The sequence below is a fragment of the Glycomyces rhizosphaerae genome, assembly GCF_042647865.1.
GTDB lineage: Bacteria > Actinomycetota > Actinomycetes > Mycobacteriales > Micromonosporaceae > Glycomyces > Glycomyces rhizosphaerae.
The window spans coordinates 565315-586931 of the sequence record NZ_JBHRWO010000004.1; the positions used below are offsets into that span (position 1 = coordinate 565315).

Sequence of the window (21617 nt, forward strand, 5' to 3'; positions counted from 1 at the left end):
TCTAGTTGTTGTACTCGTCCTTGTATTCGTCCACGCGGTCCATCCACACGTCCCAGCCGCCCGCGACCAGCGCGATGATGAATGCGGCGACCGCGATGATCGAGATCCAGCCGAGCACGATCGCCGTGGTGGCGAGCCCGCTGCCGGAGTTGTTGCGGGACTTGATCTGGCTCTTCGCGACGTAGCCGAGGATGAGCCCGAGGATGCCCAGCGGCGAGCACAGCCCGACGAACGCGATCACGAAGGACGCGATCGCGAGCCCGTTCATCTCTCTGGGCACGTTGACCTGCGCACCCGGCTGGCCGTATTGCTGCGTCATGACGCCTCCATTGCAGACGGTGAGTGAGCGCAGTCTACGGAGGGATTCGGCCCCTTTAGGGCGTTTCGGGGGAATCAGGCCTGGCGCTTGAACCAGGCGAGGGTCTCGGCGATCGCCTGCTCGTGCGGGGTGACCTTGACGTGCTGGGGGAAGGCGGCGCGGAAGGCGGTGTCGTCGACGACCCAGGGGCGGTCGCGCTGGTACCAGGTCTCGCCGAGTTCCTTGACGACCGGGTTGAACGCGCCGATGAGGCGCTGCATGCCGCGGCTGAGCCCGGCGCTCTTGGGTTTGCCGCCGGCGGCCTTCCAGACGAGGGCGAGGAACTCGTCGCCGGTGACGGGAGGCCCGGCGGGCAGGTGCCAGGCGTACCCGTCGGCCTTCGGGTGCTCGCCGAGGGTGACGAGCCCGGCGGCGAGGTCGGGGAGGTAGGCGACGGTGTGCGGCTCGTCCATCTCGCCGACCCAGCGGGCGGTCCTCCCGGCCGCCGCGGCGGCGAAGATCGTCGGCCCGAGGATGGTGTTGACGCCTCCGGGTCCGAAGTAGTCGGAGGCGCGGCCGAGGCTCGCTCGGATGCGGCCGTCCTTGTGGGCGTTGAGGATCAGCTCGGCGACCCGGGCGCGGGCCCGGCCCTTCGGGAACGTGGCCGCGTACGGCAGCTCCTCGGTCAAGGGCCCTTCGACGGGCCCGTACATGTACAGGTTGTCGGCCATGACGAGCCGTGCCCCGGCCTTCTCGACTCCAGTGAGCACGGTGTCGGTGAGGCCCACGAACTCCTCGGTCCACTGTGCGTAAGGAGGCTGCGCGCACTGGTAGACCACCGTGGCGCCCGCGCAGGCGGCGATGGCCCCTTCGGCGGTGGTGATGTCGGCGCTGAGGCTTTGCGGGCCTTCGGCATGGCGGCTCACGGCGCGCACCTCATGGCCGCGGACGGTGAGCTCGGCGATGACTGCCTTGCCGATGGCGCCGGTGGCGCCGAGGACGACGTGCAGGTCGGACATGGGTGCTCCTGATTCCTGGGCGGTGATGCTCCTATATAACTCCGGACGCCGCGCCGTTCGTTGCGCCACGTTCTCGAGGCCGTCGAGGAAGAGTCCGAGGCCCAGCTCGAAGAGCTCGTCGAGGTCGAGGTCGTAGCCGTCCGGCAGTGCGCCGAGCGCGCCGAAGAGTTCGGCGAAGTGCGGCATGTCGCCCATGAACGCCGCGTCGCCGGTTCGCGGCAGGTACTGGAGGTCGGTCCACTCCTCGGAGGAGAGGCCGGTCTCGGAGACCGCTTCATCCTCGGCCTCGAAGTTCGCGGCCAGGCCTACGACATGGCTGAACAGCAGCACATGCACGTTCATGTGCTGTTTGGGCGGCAGGCCGAGTGGTTCGAGCGCGCCGAGGAGCCGGTCGCCGAGCCGGATGATGCTCGGCAGCGGCAGGGGCCTGGTGAGCGGCTGGGTCCGGCCGAGCCACGGGTGCGCGCGGTGCAGCCGCCACAGCTCTCGCGTCAGCGACTCCACTTGGGACCGCCAGGGGGCGGACGCGTCGCGCTCGAACGCGGCCGAGCCGTACACGGTGTCGGCCATGGCCAGCACCAGTTCGTCCTTGTCCTCTACGAAGCGGTACAGCGACATCGGCGCCACCCCGCAGCGGCTGGCGACCGCGCGCATCGAGACCGCCGCCAGCCCCTCGCCGTCGGCGATCTCGATCGCCTCCGCGAGCACCCGTTCGCGAGTCAGTTCCGCGGCCTCGCCGGACTTCGCCGCGCGCCTCGGCGCGACCACCGTGCCCGAGCGGGGACGGGTGATCACCAGGCCCTCGGCCCGCAGCACGTCCAAAGCCTTCGTCGCTGTGGCCAGTGCCACACCAAATTCTTGGGCGACCTGCCGGGTCGACGGCACCTTGTCGCCCGGAGTCAACTCCCGGTCGGCGATGCGCCTGCTCAGCTCGGCGGCGATGCGAACGTACGGCGGCGCGATCGACTCGGCCACGGCGGCCCTCCCTCAGGTCTGTACTACGACAGATCCTAGCCGCGGCCGGCCCGCGAAGGCCCGCCTGTACTAGGGCAGATCGAGAGCGTATTTGCAGGTCAAGGCCAGGTTTTCTAAGTTGGTTCCAGACAGTCGAGTACAACGTATCCGGAGGAACCCCAATGACCGCCGTCCTCATCTCAGGCTCCAGCATCGCCGGCACCGCCCTCGCCTACTGGCTCCGCGAGCAGGGCCTCACGCCCGTCGTCGTCGAACGCGCCCCGGCCCCGCGCCGCGGCGGCCAGGCCATCGACGTCCGCGGCGCCGCCCTCACCGTCCTGCGCCGCATGGGACTCGAAGCCCGCGCCCGCGAACTCGAGAACCACACCGACGGCATGAACATGCTCGACCCCCAAGGCAACGAGATCTTCCGCTCCGAAGAGTTCGCGCTCTCCTCCGGCAGCCTCGACTCCGATGACATCGAGATCCTCCGCGAGGACCTCGTCGACATCGTCCACGAGAAGAACCACGGCATCGAATACCTCTTCAACGACTCGATCACCGCGATCCACCAGGAAGAGGACGGGGTCGCGGGTGAAGGGGCCACCGTCGAGTTCGAGCACGCCGCCCCGCGCCGCTTCGACCTCGTCGTCGGCGCCGACGGCCTCCACTCCAACACCCGCAAGCTCGTCTTCGGCCCCGAAGCGCAGTACGTCAACCATCTCGGCACCTACCTCGGCGTCTTCAGCCAGGAGAACTACCTCGGCCTCGACAAGTGGCAGACCTGGTTCAACGACGGCGTCGCCGGCGGCGCGGTCATGACCGTCCGCGACAACAAGGAGCTGCGCGTCTACCTCGGCTTCGGCTCCGAGCCGATCGACTACGACTACCGGGACGTCCAGGCGCAGAAGCGGCTCATCGCCGACAACGTGACCGGCTTCGGCTGGGAGGTCCCCGGCTTCATCGAACGCATGTGGAAGTCCGAGGACTTCTACTTCGACGCCATGGCCCAGATCAAGATGGACACCTGGTCCGAGGGCCGCGTGACCCTCGTCGGCGACGCCGCCCACTGCGCCGCGCCGACCTCGGGCCAGGGCACCAGCCTCGCGCTCGTCGGCGCGTACGTCCTCGCCCTCGAACTCGGCCGCACCGACGACCACGCCCTCGCCTTCGCCCGCTACGAGCAGCGGATGCGCCCGTTCGTCGAGATCAACCAGGCGCTGGCCCTGATGGATCCCCGGGAGACGCCCCCGGAAGTGCGGACCGCCCGCACCGACGAGGCCAAGAACGCGATCGACCTCGACGCAATCGTCGCTTAAGGACACTGAGGAGGCCGCGCCCGAGCGGGCGCGGCCCCTTCGCGTTCAGTTCTTCCTGGGCGGCAAGGGGAGCGGCAGCGCCGGGAGGCCGTCGATGCTCTTCGCGTTGAACTCCTTGGACTCGCAGTACGCGGCGAACTCGTCGTCGCTCTTGCGCCCGAGGAACTCCCGCAGCAGCGGCCGGTCCTCCCGGTAGTCCATGAGCGGCACCGCGAACCCGCAGGTGTCGGTGATGAGCTTGGCGCGCACGATGATCACGGCCCGCACGCCAGGCCCGTCGGCCTCGGCGAACAGAGGAATCAGCTCTGCGAAGCGCGGGTCGTCGCGGTAGACGGCCTCGCCGGTGCCGTGGACGCGAACGATGTTGGGCGGGCCGGTGAAGGCGCACCACATGAGGGTGATGCGGCCGTTCTCCCGCAGGTGCGCGTGGGTCTCGGCGTGGCTGCCGCCGAAGTCGAGGTAGGCCACGGTCCGCTCGTCGATCACTTTGAGCGAACCGTTGTGGCCCTTGGGGGAGAGGTTGATGTGACCGTCCTCGGCGAGCGGCGCGGACGCCACGAAGTACACCGGCTGCGCCTCGATGAACTCGCGCAGTCGACCGTCGATCGCAGGATACGTCTTTCCCATGGTTCGAACCCCAGCTCCCATTCCTCGGCAAACCCGCACCCGAACCTACGCCCGCCCCACCCCGCCGGCAACTTCCTTCTCACGGGCTAAACGCTCGGCATGATGACCGGATAGGAAACTCTGCCGAGGGCTGAGCCGCTATTCGCCGAACGCCTGGCGGCGTTCGAATTCGAGGATCACGCGGTCGAGGAAGGCGTCCACTTCGGTCATGTCGTAGCCTTCGCGCAGGCGCGTGATCGTGAACTCGGCGTTCTTGACGTGATCCGAGTGCATCTGCTGCACGCCATCGGCGGGCTCGGCCAGCGCGAGCGCCACCTTGTCGAGGAAGGCGTCGACCTCGTCCTCGTCGTACCCCTCGGTGAACCGCACGGTCTTGAACAGGGCATGGTCGATGTCGGTGGCGGTCAGCAGCGGGTCCTGGGAGACGGCCCGGGGATTCGGCCGTTCCACGATCTCGATGAGACCGGCCTTGAGGCGGTCCAATCGCTCATGAAACTCGCCGGCGGGAATCTGGTCCGCCGCGGCCTGCTCGTCGCCGGCGACGAACCGCCGGTTCCTCGCGAGCGGCAGCAGCTCGGCGGTGTGCGTCCCGACCTTCTGCGGTTCAGGCAGATGGTTCGCCTGGGCGTGATGGAGGAGCTCAAGGTAGAGGTCACCGAGGGTCAGCATCGCCCCCGCACGCGGGCTGCCGTTCTCGAGCAGTCGCAACAGCGAGCCGGTGAAAGCGGTGTAGCCGAAGCCGTCGACGGCGAAGGACGGCTCATTGGCCGGCGAAGAAGTGAGCGTGAAGGCCCCGTTCGCGGTGATCTGGCCGAGGATGTTGCTCTCCTCTGCGCCCAGCAACTGCGTGGCCCTCCCTGAGAAGCAGCAGTCCAGGATGAGCACCTTGGTCCTCGCTCGCGACAACTGGATCGCATGGTGCAGGAGTTTGAAAGGGATGCTGCTCCAAGGGAGGAGCCGCTGCTGGCGTGAGGTCTGGGGGAGCGCCAGGTGCAGGAGGCCGTCGGACGCGACTAGGCCGTGGCCGCTGAAGTAGATGAGGAGCAGGTCGGAAGCCGCCTTGGTGCAGGCTTCCACCTCGCGGCCCACCTCGACGAGGTCGTTCGGGTCGAGCACGCTACGGCAGTTGGCGGCCGGCAGGCCGGTGTGCCGCTGCAGCGACTCCTTCAATGCCCAAAGGTTGTTGCGGATCTCGGGCACGTCGGGCAGGGTCTCGTAGGTGCTCGTGCCGATGAGCAGGGCCCGGGACTCCGCGCCGTTGGGAAGCAGCATCGGCTACTCGCCCTTGTCGATCCGCTTCGGACCCTCGTTCCCGAACAGGTGCTTCGCCACGATCATCGCGGCGGGGCCGCTGGCGCTGACCTCCTTGACGGTGCCATCGGCGCGGAGCGAGACCTTGATGCCCGACTGGCGGGTCCCGAGCCAGACACCGATGGTTCGACCGAGGGCATCGAGCCCGCCCGCGGCGATCGCCGCCAGCAGGAATTCCTGCAAGGCGCCGAGCTCGCCTTCCTTGATCTCGGCGGGCGCGAAGTCGACCTGTCCCTGGTAGTCGCCGTCCTGGTTCAGCCACTGCCACAACGACTCCAGCTCACCCCGGGGGTCATCGGCACCCGTCACCGCGATCTCGACGTCCATCGATCCACCTCCGCTCCCGATTCTCCCAGACCGCCGCCACTGGGCGCGGTCCGGCGAATGCCGCCGGGGGGTCCGCAAATTTTCTTGGGTTCCGCGATGAATCCGCCGGAGTGGGGGAGTCTCTATGGGCGTACACCGGAACACGAACCGAGGAGAACTGCAATGAGCACCAACGAGACCAACCCGACCGGCTTCCCCTACACGCTCACCGCCGAGGCCGACGCACCCATCGCCGCCGTCTGGGCCGCCTGGACCGAGGACGCCCCGTACGAGGCGTGGAGCTACTCCAAGCCCGGCTCGGTCCAGATGGACCCGACGCCCAACGGCCGCTACACCGCCACCGTCGTGACCCCCGACGGCCAGGAGTTCCCGATCACCGGCCGGTACATCGAGGTCGTCGAGAACGAAATGCTCCTCATGGGCATGGACACGCCCGACGGCGGCGAAGAGGTCATGCGTCTCGACCTGGTCGACCTAGGCGAGGACCGCACCCGCCTCACGATCTCGCAGAACTGCGCGACCAGAGAGGAGCACGACATGGCCAAGGAAGGCAGCCAGATGCTGCTGGACTCCTGCCTCGCCTACCTCTCCAAGTCCTGATTCGCGCGGAGGCGTCGGGACCGGACCGGCAGGGTCCGGCCCCGACGCGACTTCGCCGCCGTTCAATTCCGGGCACAATGGGAGGCCCACCGCCCCGGCCGCACCAGCGACCGGGGCCGAACACTGAACGGAGACAGGATGATCGGCATCACCGGAGCGACCGGCGGCATAGGTTCGGGCGTCATCCGCCACCTGCTCGCCGCAGGACGGGACGACCTCGTCGCCCTCGCCCGGCGCCCCGAAGCCCTCCCGCCCGGCGTCACCGCCCGCCGCGCCGACTACGACGAACCCCCGTCCCTGACCGAGGCGCTCCGCGGACTCGACACCCTCGTGATGGTCTCCAGCGACGGCACCGCCGAGACGATGACCCGCCACCACCGCAACCTCATCGCCGCCTGCGCCCCCGACGTCCACATCGTCTACACGAGCATCATCGACATCGCCCCGGACTCGCGCTTCTACTACGCACCGGGCCACCAGGAGACCGAAGCGCTCCTCGCCGACCGCCCCCACTGCCTGGCCCGCACCTCCGTCTTCGCCGACTTCTTCGCCTCCACCTGGCTCGACCTGCCCCGCAACGACGCCGCCGCGGGCGAGCTCGCCCTGCCGCTCGGCGACGGCGCTCCCGGCACCTCCCTCGTCGCCCGGGAGGACGTCTCCCGCGCGCTGGCCGCCGCCGCGACCGCCCGCGTCGAAGGCGTCGTCGACCTCACCGGCCCCGAAGCCCTCACCGGCGACCAGATCGCCGCCGCCGCGGCCGATGCGCTCGGGAATCCCTTGCAGTACAGGCCGATCGACGACGCCGACTACCGCACCCGCCTCGCCGCCGACGGTGAGCCCGACTGGCTCATCGAGGCCTACGCCAGCATGTTCCGGTCCGTACGCGAGGCCCGCTTCGCCGCCGCGCCCGGCGACATCGAGCGGCTGACCGGCACGCCCCCGACGACCTTCGCCGAGTATCTGCGACGCTGACGGGCATGCAGCTCACCGCCGACCAGCTCAACCGCGCCACCCTCGACCGGCAGTCCCTCCTGCGCCGCCGGCCCGGTGACGTGCTCGCCGCGGTCCGGTCCCTCGTCGCCGTCCAGGCCCAGTCGCCGGCCTCGCCCTACATCGGACTGTGGAACCGCCTGGCCGACTTCGACCCGGCCGAGCTCGACGCCGCCTTCACTTCCGGGGACCTCGTGCGCGGCAACCCGATCCGCATGACGCTGCACGCCGTCGCCGCCGACGAGTACCGGTCGTTCCGCGAGGCCACCGAGCCGTCCCTCTACGCCGCGAAACTCGGCGGGCGCATCGCCGCATCCGGCATGGCCGCGGACGACGCCGCCGTGCACGCCGCCGACATCCTCGAATACGCGTCCGAGGTCCGCTCCGCCCGCGACTGCGAGGACCGGCTCGCCGAAGAACTCGGCCCCGAGCAGGCGAAAGCCGTATGGCCGGGCATCCGCCAGTACGCGCCGCTGCTGCGGGTCCCGCTCGGCGGACCGTGGGCCTTCAACGAGAAGGTCGCCTACCTCGCGGCCGCGGACCGTCCCGCGCTCGGCGACCGCGATGCCGCCGATGCGGCCCTCGAACGGCTCGTCCTCCGCTACCTCTCCGGGTTCGGCCCGGCCTCCGTCCCCGACGTCGCCCAGTTCGCGATGGTCCAGCGCGGCAGGGTGAAACATGCCGTCAAAGCCCTCGGCGATCGCCTGGCGCAGCACGAGGGCCCGAACGGCGAGGTGTACTACGACCTGCCCGAAGCCCACATTCCCGACTCCGACACGCCCGCTCCGCCGCGGCTGATGGCCATGTGGGACAACGTGTTCCTCGCCTACCACGACCGCAGCCGCACCATCCCGCCGGAAATGCGCACCACGGTGATCCGCAACAACGGCGACGTCCTCCCGATGATCCTGGTCGACGGCCGCGCCGCCGGCGTCTGGCGCACCACCGCCGAAGGCATCGAGGCCACGGCGTTCCGGCCGCTCACCGACGACGCCTGGGCCGGACTCGCCGACGAAGCCGCAGCGCTCACCGCGTTCCTCGCCGACCGCGACCCCGACGTCTACAGCCGCTACCGCCACTGGTGGCAGCGGCTTCCTGAAGGCGAGACCGTGCTGCTGTCTCCTCGGTTAGGATTTCGAGCCCGCCCCCGAGCCGGAAGGAGCCCGCCATGAGCGGCCGCGAACACCACTACAAGATCACGACGCGCTGGACCGGCAACACCGGCAGCGGCACCGCCAACTACCGCGACTACGGGCGCGACCACGACCTCATCGCCGCCGGCAAACCCGTGATCCAGGCCAGCGCCGACCCCGCGTTCCGCGGGCAGCCCGAGCGCTGGAACCCCGAGGAACTGCTGGTCGCCGCTCTCGCCGACTGCCACATGCTCACGTACCTGGCGCTGTGCGCGCGCGAGCGCATCGTCGTGACCGCCTACGAGGACATCACGACCGGCACCATGGCCGAATTGGCCGGCGGCGGCCGCTTCACCGAGGTGACGCTGGCGCCGGTCGTCACGATCACCGACCCCGAGAAGGTCGATCGGGCGCTGGAGCTCCACCACGACGCGAACAAGCACTGCTTCATCGCGAACTCGGTGAACTTCCCGGTGCACCACCGACCCACCGTCAACATCGAATAAAGAAGCGGATCAGGCTGCGGGAGTGCAGGGAACGGTCGCCGGCAGCTCGAAGTTCCCGTTGACGTCGGCCTGGAAGCCGGCGTCAACGCTCTCGCCGGCGTCGAGGGCGGCGTTGAGGAGGATGTCGCCGTAGCGGTCGCCCTCGATGTGCTCGAGCCCGAAGGTCGTCGTCACCGTGAGGTGCTTGATCTCGAGCAGGACCTCCCACCCCTCGATCGGATCGGTGCCGGTGTTGGTCACGGTCACCGTGACCGACACCGAATCGTCCCACTCGTTGTCGAGCCTGAGCGACGCGGTGCACTGTGGACCGCTGACGGCGGCCTCCGTGGGAGCGGCGGGCTCGCTCGCGGTCGCAGTGCCCGAGGCCGTCTCGGAGGCCGAGGCGGACACGGTCGGCGACGGCGTCGCCGAAACGCTCGCAGTCGCGGTGCCGGACCCGCCGATCACGTCAGCGTCGGTGAGCGCCCCGCGGTCGTCGATCTGCCCCCAGTCCGGGTCGTGATCCTCCCGGAGCATGCTGAACTGCCAGATCGCGGCGACCGAGGTGAGGACGGCGACGGCGACGAGGACGAGCAGGAGGCGGCCGTGGAGGCGCCCGCCCAGCGTCGCGCGGTCCATCCAAGGGCGCATGGCGAACTCCTCCAACGGGATCGGTCGATTCAGGGGTGGACGCGCCCTGGGTCTCCGGTCCAGAGGGGCCCGGTCCCTGTCGTGCAGCGCCAGGTGAAGCGTACAAGGCGCCGCCGCGCGGGCGGAACCGCTGAACGGCACACGTGATCGGTGTAGATTCAGGCGGAATGGAAGGGACACCCATGCGCGCCGTCGTCGTCACCGATTTCGATACCGAACCCCGCCTCGTCGAGCTGCCCGTCCCCGAACCGGGTCCCGGCGAAGTGCTCGTGCGCCTCGCCGCCGCGGGTGTCAATCCCTTCGACTGGAAGGTGATCGAGGGCGCGATGCGCGGCTCGGTCCACCACGCCTTCCCGCTCGTGCTCGGCTCCGACGGCGCGGGCACGGTCGAAAGCGTCGGCGAGGGCGTCTCGTTCACTCCCGGCGACCGCGTCTTCGGCCAGTTCATGGACATCGAACAGGGCCGCGGCTCCTACGCCGAGTACGCGGTCACCAAGGCCGCCAAGCTCGCCCGCCTCCCCGGTGACCTCGACTTCGACACCGCCGCCGCCCTGCCCACCGCCGGCGCCGCGGCCCACGACTTCGTGGAGGGCACCGGGATCGGCCCCGGGCAGACCCTCCTCATCAACGGCGCGTCGGGCGGCGTCGGCCAGGCCGCCGTGCAGCTCGCGGCCGCGCAAGGCGTCCGCGTCATCGCCACCACCGACCCCGACACCGCCGTATACCTGCGCGAACTCGGCGCGTCCGAGATCGTCGACTTCACCGCGGGCCCCACCGCCGACCAGGTGCGCGTCGCCCACCCCGGCGGCATCGACGCCATTGTGGACCTCGTGACGAGCCCCGGCCGGCTCGAACCGATCGCCGCGCTGCTCAAGCCGAACGGCGTCATCGTCTCCTCGAACGGCGCAGTCGACGCCGAGCTCGTCGCCGCCCGCGGCCTGCGCGGCGCGAACCTCTACGCCAACGCCCGGCCCGCGACCCTCGCGTCCCTCGCTGAAGCGGTCGAGCACGGGCAGCTGCGCTTTCGCATCGACTTCAAGGCCCCGCTCGAGGAGGCCGCGGACGCGCTGGCGCGCTCGAAGGCGGGCAAGGCCCGCGGCAAGACCGTGCTCACCATCGAGGCCGCATAAGCGGACCGAGTCCTCTATGGCATGACCAAGGGTCGTCACTCGATCGCTTTGCGCGTATTCAACCATTTTGCTGCGAGAGTTGACGAAAGACAGCATTTGTGGTTATCGTTTGCCTGCTATTGCATCGAACCTATTCGATACGGTAGATGACGGATCGCGTACTTCCCGGCATGGTCGCGCGCCCGTCGCGCCGCCGTGCCCTCCCTGGCCGGCGGCCCCTCCGAAAAGGAACGACCGCACTCCAGGAGCGAGCATGCGCACACGAAACCGCACGCGAAATACCAAGAGGGCCGCCCTCGTCGCGGGCCTGACGGCCTCGGCGGGACTGGCCACGGCCACCGCCTTCGCCGTGTCCCCCTTGGGGAACGCCGCCGAAGGCGATGCCGACGTAGCGCAGGCCGGCTACCAGATGGAAGCGCTCGGCCGCGGTGTCACCGTCGTCCCCACCGGGGAGGGCAACCTCGTCAGCTGGCGGCTCCTCGGGACCGACGCCGCCGACACCGGCTTCAACGTCTATCGCGACGGCGAACTGCTCAACGAGGCCCCGCTCACCGGCGCCACGAACTACCTCGACGCCGGAGGCGACGGCGCCTACACCGTCGAAGCCGCCGGAGGCGAGCCCGAAGCCGCCGAAGCGGTCTTCAATGACGCAGGCGCCCTTGACATCCCGCTCGACGTCCCGGCGGACGGCGACGGCTACACCTACTCCGCCAACGACGTGAGCGTCGGCGACCTCGACGGCGACGGCCGCTACGAGTACCTCGTCAAATGGGACCCGTCGAATTCGAAGGACAACTCCCAGTCCGGCGTCACCGGCAACGTCTACGTCGACGCCTACACCCTCGAAGGCGAGCGGCTCTGGCGGATCGACCTGGGCCGCAACATCAGGGCCGGACAGCACTACACGCAGTTCCAGGTCTACGACTACGACGGCGACGGCAAGGCCGAGATCGCCATGAAGACCGCGGACGCCACTGTGGACGGCACGGGCGCCGTGATAGGCGACGCGAACGCCGACCACCGCAACTCCGGCGGCTACGTCCTCGAAGGCCCCGAATTCTTCACCGTCTTCGAAGGCGCCACCGGCGCGGCCGTCGACACCATCGACTACCAGCCCGGCCGCGGCAACGTCGCCGACTGGGGCGACGACTACGGCAACCGCGTCGACCGCTTCCTCGCCGGCACCGCCTACCTCGACGGCGAGAGCCCCTCGATGATCTTCAGCCGCGGCTACTACACCCGCTCCGTTATCTGGGCCGTCGACTTCGACGGCCAGAACCTCGCCGAACGCTGGACCTTCGACTCCGACGAAGCGGGCAGTGAATACGAAGGCCAAGGCGCGCACAGCCTCTCGATCGCCGACCTCGACGGTGACGGCCGCCAGGAAGTGGTCTTCGGCGCCATGGCCGTCGACGACGACGGCAGTCCCCTGTGGAACACCAGGATGTACCACGGCGACGCCCTCCACGTGAGCGACTTCGTGCCGGACAACGAGGGCCTCGAGGTCTTCATGCCCGCCGAGCACTCCGACCAGCCGTCCATGCGGCTCATCGACGGTGAGAGCGGCGAGGCCATCTGGTCCGAGCCGGCGAGCGGCACCGACAACGGCCGCGCGCTGGCCGCGAACGTCTCAGCCGAGAACCCCGGCGCCGAGTTCTGGTCCGCCGCCGAGGACGGTCTCCGCAACGGCAGCGGCGACACCGTCGGCGACAAGCCCGGTTCGATCAACTTCGCGTCCTGGTGGGACGGCGACGCCGAGCGCGAACTGCTCGACGGCACCGCCATCTCGGATTACGCAGACGGCGGCCTGCTGAGTGGCGAGGGCGTGGCCTCCAACAACGGCACCAAGTCCGTCCCGGCCCTCTCGGCCGACCTGTTCGGCGACTGGCGCGAGGAGGTCGTCTGGCGCACGAGCGACAGCTCGGCCCTGCGCGTCTACGCGACCCCGCACGAGACCGAACTGCGGCTGCCGACCCTGATGCACGACGCGCAGTACCGCGTCGCCGTCGCCTGGCAGAACACCGGCTACAACCAGCCGCCGCACCCGAGCTTCTACATCGGATCGGACATGGCCGCGGTGGCGGCCCCGGAGATCCACACGCCTTGATGCACACCATGAGATGAGGGGCCGGAGGCGCACTCCTCCGGCCCCGCTTCATGTCCCGGTTCAGGCTGTGGCGGTCTCGGCGTGCTCCGTGTCCTTCGCGGCTTCCTTGGAGGCCTTGATGCGGTGCTCCAGAGCGTGGAAGAAGAAGATGAGGCCCACGGTCAGGACGATGTGCCCGAACCCGGCGGTCCAGGCCAGCGTCGTGTCGGCCGCGCCTTGGGGGGCGGCGTCGAGCACCGTCAGCGTGCCGCGCAGCGTCATGACGGCGACGGTGAGGATCAGTCCGCCGTTGTAGAGCAGGAAGAACCACTTGAAGAGGCGGCTCTCGGTCAGGGCGAAGAGCTTCTCGAGCGCGATGACTACGAGGAAGAACAGCATGCCGAGCGCGAGCAGGTGGGTGTGCAGCGTGTCGAGCGGGGTGTCGCCCTCGAAGTGGTTGAGGTGGGTCAATTCGCGGGCGTACAGGCCGCTGACCAGCCCGAGGATCATGTAGATGTTGGCGGTGCGGAAGAGCTGCTTCACGTGGGGTTCCTTGGGGGTCGGTGTCTGTCGAGGGGGATTGCCGAAGGGGTCAACGCGCGGGATGGGTCGGCTGTTCCCGTTGCGCGGCTCGAATTCTCGCTTCGGCGGGACGGCGACGCGGCCGTCCCGCCGAAGGCCTGAAATCGCCTAGGCGGACTCGACGGGCAGGCCCGCGTCGGTCCAGTCCTCGATGCCCTCCTTGTACTTGCGCACATTGGTGTAGCCCAGGGAGGTCAGCCGCTCGGCGACCTGGGTGCTGTTGGCGCAGCCGGGGTTCGAGCAGTAGGTGACGATCGCGGCGTCCTTGTCCGGCAGGAGTGTCGGCGCCTGGGCGTCGACGTCGGCGAGCACGAGCGGGACGGCCCCGGGGAGGTGCTGCTTGGCGTAGTACTCGCCGCCGAGGGCGTCGATCACGGTCACGGCGTCGGTGTCGATCGCGGCCCGAAGCTCGTCGCGGGTGATGAGAGCGGTCATGGCATCGCCTTCCAAGTAAGTGGACTATAGTCCAGATGTGTACGACGATAGTAACGGACCACAGTCCGGTTCTGCAATCCCCTTGGAACTGCTGCGCACGCCGCCGCCGAAGGAACGCGCCGACGCCGCCCGCAACCGGGCCGCGATCCTGGACGCGGCGGCCCGGCTCTTCGCCGAGCACGGCGTCGAAGCCGTCTCGATGGACCAGGTGGCCGCGGCCGCCGGCGTCGGCAAGGGAACGCTCTTCCGCCGCTTCGGCGACAAGGCCGGTCTTGCTGCGGCCCTATTGGATGCGCGCGAACGGATCCTGCAGCAAGGAGTCCTCGGCGGCCCGCCGCCGCTCGGTCCCGGCGCGCCAGAGCCTGAGCGGCTGGTGGCCTTCGCCGACGCGTACCTGGACTACGCGCTCGAGTACCTGCCGCTGCTGCGCATGTCGGAGACCGCGAGCCCCGGCGCGCGGTACCGGATCGGCGCCTACCGCTTCTGGCACCGGCACGTCACGATCCTCTTGCCGCACAACGAGGATCCCGAGCACACGGCTCACGCGCTCCTGGCGATGCTCGACGCCGAGCACCTCACCGCCGTCCTGCCCGAGGTGGGGGAGGAGCGGGTCAGAGCGGGCGTGCGTCGACTGTGGGGCGAAGCGGGTCGGGTGTGAGCGGGCACCCGGCGCCCGCCCGCTCGGCCAGTTCCTCCCGCAGGGCGGCGAGCTCGGCCATCCTCACGTCGACCACCGCGATCTTGTCCGCGAACGGCGCCGAGAGCGCCGCGGCCGAATCGGGCGCCTCGCGCAATGCGGCGCCGTGCGCGGCGATCTCCGCCAGCGTGAAGCCGAGCCGCTGCGCGGTGCGCACGTAGGCGAGCCACGGCTCCGCCGAGGGAGCGAACTCGCGGTAGCGTCGCGCAGCTCGGCCCGTGGTCGCGGGCCCGCCGGGCCTGAACCGCTCAGTCCTCGGGCGGCAGCGGCTCGAGCACGCGGTTGTGGTGGCGCTGGAACACCATCGAGGTCTGGAACCGTGCGACCTCGGGCCGCGTGCCGAGCCGGTCGACCAGGAACGCGTGCAGCCGTTCGACATCGCGCACGGCCACGTGGATCACGATGTCGCTGCCGCCGGAGACCACGAACAGCGTCACCACCTCCGGCCACGAGCCCACGGTCTCCCGGAACGACTCGTAGGAGGACCGCTGGTGCCGGCGCAGCTGCACCGACACCAGCGCCTCCGCGCGCCGGCCGAGCGCCGCGACGTCCACATCGGCCCCGTAGCCGCGGATCACCCCGCGCCTGGTGAGCGCCCGGACCCGCTCCAGCGCGGTCGACGGCGCGACGCCGAGCCGGCGGGCCAGTTCCCGGTTCGACAGCCGCGCATCCGACTGGAGCAACCGCACGATCGATGCGTCAAGTTCGTCCATCCGCTGATTATCGCGCCAATACCGGCCGAACGTTCGGTGAGGCCCGTGATCGACCGAACAAGCGAATAGCTTTGCTGCACATGAACGACCGAACACCCCCTCACGGCTCGCTCGGGACCGCGCGCGGCACCGCCCTCTACCTCGGCGCGATCCTCGGTCCCGGCGTGCTGGCCCTGCCCGGCCTGGCCGCGCAGGCGGCGGGGCCCGCCGCCCTGGTCGCCTGGGTCGCGCTCCTCGTCCTCTCGATCCCGGTCGCCGCCACGTTCGCCGAACTGGCCGCACGCAGGCCGGACGCGGGCGGCGTCGCGACGTTCACCCGCGCGGCCTTCGGCGACCGCGCCGCCGCCGTGTGCGGCTGGTGGTTCTTCAGCGTCATCCCGGTCGGCGCCAGCTCGGCCGCGCTCGTGGGCGCGGCCTACATCGCCGACGCCGCCGGGCTCGGCCGGACCGCCGTCACCGTCATCGCCGCGACGCTCCTGGCGATGGCCTTCGCCGCCAACCACATCGGCCTGCGCCTCTCAGGCGGCGCGCAGCTCGTCCTCATGGGACTGCTCATCGCGCTCCTCGCCGTCGCGTGCGTCGCCGCCCTGCCGCATTTCGACCCGGCGAACCTGCGCCCGTTCGCGCCGCACGGCGTCGCGGGGATCTTCTCGGCCGCCGCGGTCCTGTTCTACGCCTTCTCCGGCTGGGAGGCCGCGAGCCACCTCTCCGGCGAGTTCACCGATCCGACAAGGCAACTGCGCCGGGTCACGGCGCTCGCTCTGGCCATCGTCGCCACGGTCTACCTCGCGCTCGCGACCGCCACTGCGGGTGTGCTCGGCGGGAGCGCCGCCCATTCGGCCGTGCCGCTCACGGACCTGCTCGCGTACGGCTTCGGTTCGGCGGCAGCGCCCCTCACCGCCGTGTGCGCGGCCCTGCTCAGCTTGGGCGCCATGAACACCTTCATCGCCGGGGCGTCCCGGCTCGGTGCGGCGCTCGCCCGCGACGGCGCGATGCCCGCGTCGCTCGCCAAGGGCCATGAGCCCGGCCGGACGCCGCATCGCAGCCTCGCGGTGCTCGCGGTCCTCTCGGGGACCGCGTTCGCCGGGGCCGCCTGGTTCGGGCTCGGGCTCGACGTGCAGATGCGCGCGACCTCGGCGGTCCTCGCCGGTGTCACCGTGCTGGCGTGCGCGGCGGCGGTGCGGCTCTTGACCGGCCGGGCCCGCGTCCGGGCGCTGCTGGCGACCGGGTGCACGGCGGCCATCGGGACGGCGCTCTCCTGGTACCTGCTGCTGCCCTTGGGGATCGCCGTGCTCGCCCTCGCCTACCTGCACCTGAAGCGAAGGCGCCCCCTGCCGCACGCGGTTGCGGTGCGGCAGGGGGCGTAACTGGTTTCCTTGCAGGTCAGCGGAAGTCGTCGGCGTGGTCGGCGACCCAGTCCGCGTAGGTGCGGGCCGGGCGGCCGGTGACGGCCTCGGAGGTGGGGCCCCAGAGCTCGGTCGAGCCGCTGGCGAGCATGTCGAGCAGCGATTCGGGGAGGAACTTCGCAGCCACGGCGCGCGGCAGCTCCTCGACGGTGATCTCGCGGCCGACGGCCTCGCCGATCAGCTCGACCTGGCGGCGCTGCGCCAGGTGGCCCGGCCCGTCGATCACGTAGGTGCGGCCCTCGTGGCCGTCCTCGGTGAGCGCCGCGAAGGCGACCTCGGCGATGTCGCGCTCGTGCACCGGGTTGACCGGCGCGTCCGGATAGGGAAGGCGCACAACGCCTTCGTTGCGGATCGATTCGGCCCACCACAGGGAGTTGGTGGCGAACATGGCCGGGCGGACGAAGGTCCACGGGATGCCGGAGGCCTCCAGCGGGCGCTCGACCGCGAGGTGCATGCGGCCGATGTCGTTGTCCGGTCCGGCGGAGGCGGCCGAGGAGAGGAGCACGACGTGCTTCACCCCGGCTTCCTGCGCGGCGGTGACGAACGCGTCGATGCCCTCGTGGGCGGCGTAGAGGAAGACCTTCTCGACGCCTTCCAGTGCGGGAGCGAGGGTCTCGGGGGCGGTGAAGTCGACGCGGACGGGATCGACGCCTTTCGGGAGGTCGGTCGCGCCGGGGACGCGGCTGGCGGCGCGCACGGTGGTGCCCGCGTCGAGCAGCTGCGCGATGACGTTGCGCGCGATGGCGCCTCGGGCGCCGGTAATGAGCACGGTCATGATTCGGGGTTCCTTTCGTGGTGGTGTTCGGTTTCCTCGGCGAGCCTCGCGATGATGCGAGACAGGGTGTCGCCGTAGCGGGTTTCGAATGCGGGGTCGTCGATGTCGACGCCGAAGAGCCGTTTCGCGGTGCGGCGGAAGACGACCGGGGCGAGGGTCATGCCCATGAAGGCGATCTGGACGGCGGCGGCGTCCAGTTCGGACGCGATCTCGCCGCGCTCCTGGCGCTCGCGCATCTGGTCGAGCTCCCGGTCGGCGTCCGCTTGGGACTCCTCTTCGGGGAGCTCGTCGGCGAGGGCCTGCCACAGCGCGAGCCTGCCGATGCGCGGGTCCTTGAGGTTGTCGCGCAGGTACCAGCGCATGACGTCGGCGGCGGGCACGTCGGGGCCGGCCTGGTCGCGCTCGTCGTCGAGCCATTCGCGCGCCATCGCGCGGTACAGGCCTTCTTTGCCGCCGAAGTAGTAGCTGATGAGCTGCTTGTTCACTCCGGCGCGGGCGGCGATCCCGCCTACGCGCGCGCCGTCGTAGCCGTTGGCGGCGAACTCGGACAGCGCCGCGTCGAGCAGCTTCCGCTTGGTGCGCTCGGCGTCCCGCACCCGCTCGGCGGATTCGGGAGAACGCCGACCAGGCTTCTTCGGTTCCATGCCGAAGAAGCTATCATTTAGTCAACCAACTGGATAATTGAATTATCTGTGAGGATGATTACCTCATTCGGCCGTGTCGCCTCCCGGCTTGCGAACCAGCAGGTAGCCGTAGTGGAAGCCCCGCAGCTCGTCCTCCTCCGGGGCCAGGATCTGGCGGGCCACCTCCTGGAATCCGGTCTCCTGCAACAGATCCGCGACGCGGCCGACCGACAGCCGGTAGGCCGTCGTCACCGTGTGGTCGAACGCCCAGGCGAGCTGCGACGCGTCGGTGTGCGCCTGGAACATCAACAGCAGGTGCCCGCCGGGCGCGAGCAGCCGGTGGCACTCGCTGAAGACCTCGGGCAGTCGCTCGGGCGGCGTGTGGATGATCGAGGACCGCGAGAAGACCCCGCCGAGGCCGCCGTCCGGCAGGTCGACCGCGGTCATGTCGCCGACCTCGAAGGTGAGCTCCGGATACGCTTCGCGCGCCAACGCGATCATCTCGGGGGAGAGGTCGATGCCGCGCGCCTCGAGGCCGATGCGATGCAGATGCTCGGTCACGTAGCCCGGCCCGCAACCGATGTCGAGGATCTTCGGGTTCCCCGACTCCTTGACGAGTTCGGCGAACGCCGTGATCATGACGCGGTCGAAGAGCTTGTAGTCCAGCGAATCGCGGAACCGCTCGAAGTACTCGCCGGCGTAGAAGTCGTATCGTTCGCGCGTGGCGCGCTCATACCCGGTGTCTCCCATGGCGGGGACCCTACCGGTCGGTCGTCCGCTTGCGACCCCGCCATGTCCCCGCGGGCGGTACGCTTCGACGACTATGCAGGAGAACGCCGACCGCCTCGCCCGTCTCGCCCGCGCCTGGGACGAGTCCGCCGCCGGATACGAGGCCTACTTCGTTCCGCGCTTCGCTCCCTGGGTCGACCTCGCGGTCGCGGGCGTCACGGACGCGGACCTTCCGGACGGTGCGATCCTCGTGCCCTGCTGCGGGACCTTCCCCGAGCTCGACCGGCTGATCGACCGGTTCCCCGACCGCGAGATCGTCGGCATCGACCTTTCCCCGGGCATGGTCGAACTCGCCCGCGACCGGGCCGCCGGACGTCCGCACGTCGAAGCGATCGTGGGCGACGCCCAGGCGCTCGACGCGCGCTGGACCGGTCGTTGCGCGGCCGTCGTCTCCGTCTTCGGCCTCCAGCAGCTGCCCGATCCGCTTGCGGCCGTCCGCGCTTGGCTCGACGCGCTCCGCCCGGGCGGACGCCTCTCGGTCGTCTTCTGGCCCGACGTCACCGAGACCGACGGCCCGTTCGCGCTCGTCGCCGCAGTGATCCGCGCGAACCTCCCCGCCTACGACGACTCCCGCTGGGAATCCGAACTCGCGGCGGCCGTGACCGACCACGGCGCCGTCCTCGATCGCGACGAGCTTCCGACGTTCCCGATGACCCACGCCGCCGCCGCCGAGTACTTCGACGCGGCCGCCCACTCCGGTCCCCTTCGCTCCCTTGCCATCGCCAGAGGGGACGCCTTCATGGACCGCCTCCGCGCCGAGTTCCTCCGGCGGGCCCCGGCGGGCGAATGGCGGCACGACCCGCACGCCCGCCTGATCACCGCTCACCGCTGAGGGCGGCGACCGAGGTCGCAACCTCGCGGCGGTGGACCGGCGGTCACGAGTCCGGATTCGTAGGCGGCGATGACCAGCTGGGCCCGGTCTCTCGCTTGGAGTTTGGCGAGGAGGCGGCTGATGTGGGTCTTGACCGTCGCCATGCTGACGAAGAGCGCGGCCGCGAGTTCGGTGTTGCTCAGGCCCTTGGCGATCAAGGTCAGCACCTCCCGTTCCCGCTCGGTCAGGGCGTCGAGGCGGCGCGGGGTCGGGCCGCCCGCCGGGCGGAGGCTGAATTCCTCGATGAGGCGCTTCGTGACCGTGGGGGCGAGCATCCCTTCGCCCGCCGCGATCGAGCGGATGCCGGTCAGGAGCGTCGTCGGGGGCGCGTCCTTCAGGAGGAAGCCGCTGGCCCCGGCCCGCAACGCCGCGTAGACATACTCGTCCAGGTCGAAGGTGGTCAGGATGAGCACTCGGACGCTGCCCGATGCGGGATCGGCGCTGATCTGACGGGTCGCCTCGATGCCGTCCATTTCGGGCATGCGCACGTCCATGACGATCACGTCCGGCCGGGCGGAACGTGCGAGCGCGAGTGCCTCGGTGCCCGTGCCGGCCTCGCCGACCACGGTCAGGTCGTCTGCGGATTCGACGAGGAGCCGGAAACTGCCGCGCACGAGCGCCTGGTCATCGGCGATGAGCACCCGCACGGTCATCGCGGCTCACCGCCGTCGAACGGCACGACCGCCCGCACCGCGAAGCCGCCTTCGGGAACCGGTCCCGCGCTGAACGTGCCGCCGTACATCAGCACGCGCTCGCGCATCCCGATCAGGCCATGGCCGCCGGCCGAGGCCGCCTGGCGCACACCGTCGTCCACGATCGCGGCCCGGACCTCCGAGCGATCGGCTCGCACGGTCACCTCGCACCGGCCCCCACCCGCATGTTTGACCACATTGGTCAGCGACTCCTGCACCACGCGATGGATCGCCAGGGCCACCCCGTCGGGCACCCGCACGGGCACATCGATGTTCGCCTCGACCACCATGCCCGCCTCCCGCGCCCGGTCGACCAGTGCTTCCAGATCCGCCAGGCCGGGCACGGGCGCACGAGTGCCGGACGGCGCATCGGCCCGCAGCACGGTCAGCACGCTCCGCATCTCGGCCAGCGCGTCACGACTCGTCGCCTCGATCGAGCGCATCGCCTCGCGCGCCCGCTCGGGCTGCTCGTCGGCGATGTGGTTGGCGACGCCCGCCTGGACCGCGATGAGGCTGAGGCTGTGGGAGACGATGTCGTGGAGTTCGCGGGCGATGCGCATCCGCTCCTCGATCACGACGCGCGCCCGATCGCTCGCGGCGGCATTTTCCGCTTCCATTCGCTTGCGCCGCAACATGAGGCCCGCGGCCCAGCCGCCGCCCGCGATCGCCCAGACCGCCGCGACCAGCGTGGCAGTGCCCGACAGGGTCTCCGAGGGCGTGATCAGGTGCACGCCCGCGACGAGGCCGCCTCCCAGGACGGCGCATGCGCCTGCGAGCACGGCGATCGACCGGCGCCGGGGCACCAGCGCTCCGACCGAATACAGGACGAGCGCCGCCGGAACGAACGGCTCGCGGGTGAGGTCGAGGACCGAGGAGGCCGCGCAGCCGAGCACCACGACCGACGCGGCGCCGATCGGCCACAGTCGACGGACCGCGATCGGCAGTCCGACGGCCGCCGCGATGAGCCAAGCGAGCCAAGGCGGCCCGGAGAAGACCGGCGTGCCGTCCGATCCGTCGAACGCAGCGAACGAGAGGTAGGCGGCGCACACTGCCAACGCGGCGGCGGCGTCGACGAGGAGCAGGCGGCGGGAGGGCACCGGTGAA

General features: G+C 70.3%; 25 protein-coding genes. 10 read left to right on the forward strand and 15 right to left on the reverse strand.

Annotation, left to right across the window (positions count from 1 at the left end):
* Window position 1 precedes the first annotated feature (1 nt).
* Window positions 2–319: a DUF4190 domain-containing protein gene (locus tag ACFO8M_RS03430; RefSeq protein WP_387970498.1), complete on the reverse strand. Its 318-nt coding sequence runs from the start codon at window positions 317–319 to the stop codon at window positions 2–4.
* A gap of 74 nt (window positions 320–393) precedes the next feature.
* Window positions 394–2292, reverse strand: a complete 1899-nt coding sequence (locus tag ACFO8M_RS03435; protein WP_387970501.1) for a GntR family transcriptional regulator — start codon at window positions 2290–2292, stop codon at window positions 394–396.
* Between the two features lie 161 nt (window positions 2293–2453).
* Here ACFO8M_RS03435 and ACFO8M_RS03440 point away from each other — a divergent pair, with 161 nt between their 5' ends.
* Window positions 2454–3590 carry an FAD-dependent monooxygenase gene (locus ACFO8M_RS03440; protein WP_387970504.1) on the forward strand — a complete coding sequence of 379 codons (1137 nt, stop codon included), beginning with the start codon at window positions 2454–2456 and terminating at the stop codon, window positions 3588–3590.
* A 45-nt stretch (window positions 3591–3635) separates the two neighbouring features.
* Here the strand turns inward: ACFO8M_RS03440 and ACFO8M_RS03445 are convergent, their stop codons facing one another.
* From ACFO8M_RS03445 to ACFO8M_RS03455, 3 genes are all read right to left on the reverse strand, one after another.
* On the reverse strand, window positions 3636–4217 hold the full coding sequence (locus tag ACFO8M_RS03445) for a pyridoxamine 5'-phosphate oxidase family protein (RefSeq protein WP_387970507.1): 582 nt from the start codon (window positions 4215–4217) through the stop codon (window positions 3636–3638).
* Window positions 4218–4355: 138 nt separating this feature from the next.
* Window positions 4356–5489 carry a caspase, EACC1-associated type gene (locus ACFO8M_RS03450; protein ID WP_387970509.1) on the reverse strand — a complete coding sequence of 378 codons (1134 nt, stop codon included), beginning with the start codon at window positions 5487–5489 and terminating at the stop codon, window positions 4356–4358.
* Window positions 5490–5492: 3 nt separating this feature from the next.
* Window positions 5493–5855 carry an effector-associated constant component EACC1 gene (locus ACFO8M_RS03455; protein WP_387970512.1) on the reverse strand — a complete coding sequence of 121 codons (363 nt, stop codon included), beginning with the start codon at window positions 5853–5855 and terminating at the stop codon, window positions 5493–5495.
* A 162-nt stretch (window positions 5856–6017) separates the two neighbouring features.
* On the opposite strand from ACFO8M_RS03455, the gene ACFO8M_RS03460 reads away from it, so the two are divergent.
* The 4 genes from ACFO8M_RS03460 (at window position 6018) to ACFO8M_RS03475 (ending at window position 9084) form a co-directional block, all read left to right on the forward strand.
* Window positions 6018–6455 carry an SRPBCC family protein gene (locus ACFO8M_RS03460; protein WP_387970515.1) on the forward strand — a complete coding sequence of 146 codons (438 nt, stop codon included), beginning with the start codon at window positions 6018–6020 and terminating at the stop codon, window positions 6453–6455.
* 138 nt (window positions 6456–6593) lie between these two features.
* Window positions 6594–7427, forward strand: a complete 834-nt coding sequence (locus tag ACFO8M_RS03465; protein WP_387970518.1) for an NAD(P)H-binding protein — start codon at window positions 6594–6596, stop codon at window positions 7425–7427.
* Between the two features lie 5 nt (window positions 7428–7432).
* Window positions 7433–8617 carry a winged helix DNA-binding domain-containing protein gene (locus ACFO8M_RS03470; RefSeq protein WP_387970520.1) on the forward strand — a complete coding sequence of 395 codons (1185 nt, stop codon included), beginning with the start codon at window positions 7433–7435 and terminating at the stop codon, window positions 8615–8617.
* On the forward strand, window positions 8614–9084 hold the full coding sequence (locus ACFO8M_RS03475; RefSeq protein ID WP_387970523.1) for an OsmC family protein: 471 nt from the start codon (window positions 8614–8616) through the stop codon (window positions 9082–9084). Before ACFO8M_RS03470 ends, ACFO8M_RS03475 begins: the two co-directional genes overlap by 4 nt.
* A 9-nt stretch (window positions 9085–9093) precedes the next feature.
* Here ACFO8M_RS03475 and ACFO8M_RS03480 read toward each other — a convergent pair whose 3' ends face one another.
* Window positions 9094–9714 carry a cellulose binding domain-containing protein gene (locus tag ACFO8M_RS03480; protein ID WP_387970526.1) on the reverse strand — a complete coding sequence of 207 codons (621 nt, stop codon included), beginning with the start codon at window positions 9712–9714 and terminating at the stop codon, window positions 9094–9096.
* Between the two features lie 167 nt (window positions 9715–9881).
* On the opposite strand from ACFO8M_RS03480, the gene ACFO8M_RS03485 reads away from it, so the two are divergent.
* Entirely contained in the window at window positions 9882–10844 is a 963-nt protein-coding gene (locus ACFO8M_RS03485; RefSeq protein WP_387970528.1) for an NADP-dependent oxidoreductase, read from the forward strand.
* Window positions 10845–11097: 253 nt separating this feature from the next.
* On the forward strand, window positions 11098–12951 hold the full coding sequence (locus tag ACFO8M_RS03490) for a rhamnogalacturonan lyase (protein WP_387970530.1): 1854 nt from the start codon (window positions 11098–11100) through the stop codon (window positions 12949–12951).
* Window positions 12952–13011: 60 nt separating this feature from the next.
* Here the strand turns inward: ACFO8M_RS03490 and ACFO8M_RS03495 are convergent, their stop codons facing one another.
* Both ACFO8M_RS03495 and ACFO8M_RS03500 read right to left on the reverse strand, forming a co-directional pair.
* Window positions 13012–13473 carry a DUF2871 domain-containing protein gene (locus ACFO8M_RS03495; RefSeq protein ID WP_387970533.1) on the reverse strand — a complete coding sequence of 154 codons (462 nt, stop codon included), beginning with the start codon at window positions 13471–13473 and terminating at the stop codon, window positions 13012–13014.
* Window positions 13474–13620: 147 nt separating this feature from the next.
* Window positions 13621–13947, reverse strand: coding sequence for a rhodanese-like domain-containing protein (locus ACFO8M_RS03500; protein ID WP_387970535.1), 327 nt, complete (start codon window positions 13945–13947; stop codon window positions 13621–13623).
* 82 nt (window positions 13948–14029) lie between these two features.
* Here ACFO8M_RS03500 and ACFO8M_RS03505 point away from each other — a divergent pair, with 82 nt between their 5' ends.
* Complete coding sequence (locus ACFO8M_RS03505) at window positions 14030–14605, forward strand: TetR/AcrR family transcriptional regulator (protein ID WP_387971186.1); 576 nt, start codon at window positions 14030–14032, stop codon at window positions 14603–14605.
* Here ACFO8M_RS03505 and ACFO8M_RS03510 read toward each other — a convergent pair.
* Both ACFO8M_RS03510 and ACFO8M_RS03515 read right to left on the reverse strand, forming a co-directional pair.
* Window positions 14559–14801 carry a MerR family DNA-binding protein gene (locus tag ACFO8M_RS03510; RefSeq protein WP_387970538.1) on the reverse strand — a complete coding sequence of 81 codons (243 nt, stop codon included), beginning with the start codon at window positions 14799–14801 and terminating at the stop codon, window positions 14559–14561. The two genes, ACFO8M_RS03505 and ACFO8M_RS03510, sit on opposite strands and share 47 nt — an antisense overlap.
* 91 nt (window positions 14802–14892) lie before the next feature.
* Window positions 14893–15357: an Lrp/AsnC family transcriptional regulator gene (locus tag ACFO8M_RS03515; RefSeq protein ID WP_387970541.1), complete on the reverse strand. Its 465-nt coding sequence runs from the start codon at window positions 15355–15357 to the stop codon at window positions 14893–14895.
* Window positions 15358–15437: 80 nt separating this feature from the next.
* On the opposite strand from ACFO8M_RS03515, the gene ACFO8M_RS03520 reads away from it, so the two are divergent.
* Window positions 15438–16724 carry an APC family permease gene (locus ACFO8M_RS03520; protein WP_387970544.1) on the forward strand — a complete coding sequence of 429 codons (1287 nt, stop codon included), beginning with the start codon at window positions 15438–15440 and terminating at the stop codon, window positions 16722–16724.
* A gap of 16 nt (window positions 16725–16740) precedes the next feature.
* On the opposite strand, the gene ACFO8M_RS03525 is transcribed toward ACFO8M_RS03520, so the two are convergent.
* From ACFO8M_RS03525 to ACFO8M_RS03535, 3 genes are all read right to left on the reverse strand, one after another.
* Window positions 16741–17538 (reverse strand): NAD(P)H-binding protein, encoded by a 798-nt coding sequence (locus tag ACFO8M_RS03525; RefSeq protein WP_387970547.1) that lies wholly within the window; start codon window positions 17536–17538, stop codon window positions 16741–16743.
* Entirely contained in the window at window positions 17535–18182 is a 648-nt protein-coding gene (locus ACFO8M_RS03530) for a TetR/AcrR family transcriptional regulator (RefSeq protein ID WP_387970550.1), read from the reverse strand. The genes ACFO8M_RS03525 and ACFO8M_RS03530 overlap by 4 nt, the downstream gene beginning before the upstream one ends.
* 63 nt (window positions 18183–18245) lie before the next feature.
* Window positions 18246–18911 carry a class I SAM-dependent methyltransferase gene (locus ACFO8M_RS03535; RefSeq protein WP_387970553.1) on the reverse strand — a complete coding sequence of 222 codons (666 nt, stop codon included), beginning with the start codon at window positions 18909–18911 and terminating at the stop codon, window positions 18246–18248.
* A gap of 73 nt (window positions 18912–18984) precedes the next feature.
* Between ACFO8M_RS03535 and ACFO8M_RS03540 the strand changes: the two genes are divergently transcribed.
* Complete coding sequence (locus ACFO8M_RS03540; protein ID WP_387970556.1) at window positions 18985–19782, forward strand: class I SAM-dependent methyltransferase; 798 nt, start codon at window positions 18985–18987, stop codon at window positions 19780–19782.
* On the opposite strand, the gene ACFO8M_RS03545 is transcribed toward ACFO8M_RS03540, so the two are convergent.
* Together ACFO8M_RS03545 and ACFO8M_RS03550 are read right to left on the reverse strand one after the other, a co-directional pair.
* The gene (locus ACFO8M_RS03545) at window positions 19773–20474 is read right to left on the reverse strand and encodes a response regulator (RefSeq protein WP_387970558.1); all 702 of its coding nucleotides are present in this window, start codon (window positions 20472–20474) and stop codon (window positions 19773–19775) included. The two genes, ACFO8M_RS03540 and ACFO8M_RS03545, sit on opposite strands and share 10 nt — an antisense overlap.
* Window positions 20471–21610, reverse strand: coding sequence for a sensor histidine kinase (locus tag ACFO8M_RS03550; RefSeq protein ID WP_387970561.1), 1140 nt, complete (start codon window positions 21608–21610; stop codon window positions 20471–20473). The genes ACFO8M_RS03545 and ACFO8M_RS03550 overlap by 4 nt, the downstream gene beginning before the upstream one ends.
* Window positions 21611–21617 lie beyond the last annotated feature (7 nt).

What these genes read in the sequence shown, in the direction of transcription:
- ACFO8M_RS03455 (WP_387970512.1), bottom strand. Translation starts at nt 5,855, where the DNA reads ATGGACGTCGAGATCGCGGTGACGGGTGCCGATGACCCCCGGGGTGAG.
- ACFO8M_RS03525 (WP_387970547.1), bottom strand. Translation starts at nt 17,538, where the DNA reads ATGACCGTGCTCATTACCGGCGCCCGAGGCGCCATCGCGCGCAACGTC.
- ACFO8M_RS03430 (WP_387970498.1), bottom strand. Translation starts at nt 319, where the DNA reads ATGACGCAGCAATACGGCCAGCCGGGTGCGCAGGTCAACGTGCCCAGA.
- ACFO8M_RS03515 (WP_387970541.1), bottom strand. Translation starts at nt 15,357, where the DNA reads ATGGACGAACTTGACGCATCGATCGTGCGGTTGCTCCAGTCGGATGCG.
- ACFO8M_RS03500 (WP_387970535.1), bottom strand. Translation starts at nt 13,947, where the DNA reads ATGACCGCTCTCATCACCCGCGACGAGCTTCGGGCCGCGATCGACACC.
- ACFO8M_RS03540 (WP_387970556.1), top strand. Translation starts at nt 18,985, where the DNA reads ATGCAGGAGAACGCCGACCGCCTCGCCCGTCTCGCCCGCGCCTGGGAC.
- ACFO8M_RS03445 (WP_387970507.1), bottom strand. Translation starts at nt 4,217, where the DNA reads ATGGGAAAGACGTATCCTGCGATCGACGGTCGACTGCGCGAGTTCATC.
- ACFO8M_RS03545 (WP_387970558.1), bottom strand. Translation starts at nt 20,474, where the DNA reads ATGACCGTGCGGGTGCTCATCGCCGATGACCAGGCGCTCGTGCGCGGC.
- ACFO8M_RS03485 (WP_387970528.1), top strand. Translation starts at nt 9,882, where the DNA reads ATGGAAGGGACACCCATGCGCGCCGTCGTCGTCACCGATTTCGATACC.
- ACFO8M_RS03530 (WP_387970550.1), bottom strand. Translation starts at nt 18,182, where the DNA reads ATGGAACCGAAGAAGCCTGGTCGGCGTTCTCCCGAATCCGCCGAGCGG.
- ACFO8M_RS03460 (WP_387970515.1), top strand. Translation starts at nt 6,018, where the DNA reads ATGAGCACCAACGAGACCAACCCGACCGGCTTCCCCTACACGCTCACC.
- ACFO8M_RS03520 (WP_387970544.1), top strand. Translation starts at nt 15,438, where the DNA reads ATGAACGACCGAACACCCCCTCACGGCTCGCTCGGGACCGCGCGCGGC.
- ACFO8M_RS03440 (WP_387970504.1), top strand. Translation starts at nt 2,454, where the DNA reads ATGACCGCCGTCCTCATCTCAGGCTCCAGCATCGCCGGCACCGCCCTC.
- ACFO8M_RS03465 (WP_387970518.1), top strand. Translation starts at nt 6,594, where the DNA reads ATGATCGGCATCACCGGAGCGACCGGCGGCATAGGTTCGGGCGTCATC.
- ACFO8M_RS03480 (WP_387970526.1), bottom strand. Translation starts at nt 9,714, where the DNA reads ATGCGCCCTTGGATGGACCGCGCGACGCTGGGCGGGCGCCTCCACGGC.
- ACFO8M_RS03475 (WP_387970523.1), top strand. Translation starts at nt 8,614, where the DNA reads ATGAGCGGCCGCGAACACCACTACAAGATCACGACGCGCTGGACCGGC.
- ACFO8M_RS03490 (WP_387970530.1), top strand. Translation starts at nt 11,098, where the DNA reads ATGCGCACACGAAACCGCACGCGAAATACCAAGAGGGCCGCCCTCGTC.
- ACFO8M_RS03450 (WP_387970509.1), bottom strand. Translation starts at nt 5,489, where the DNA reads ATGCTGCTTCCCAACGGCGCGGAGTCCCGGGCCCTGCTCATCGGCACG.
- ACFO8M_RS03470 (WP_387970520.1), top strand. Translation starts at nt 7,433, where the DNA reads ATGCAGCTCACCGCCGACCAGCTCAACCGCGCCACCCTCGACCGGCAG.
- ACFO8M_RS03535 (WP_387970553.1), bottom strand. Translation starts at nt 18,911, where the DNA reads ATGGGAGACACCGGGTATGAGCGCGCCACGCGCGAACGATACGACTTC.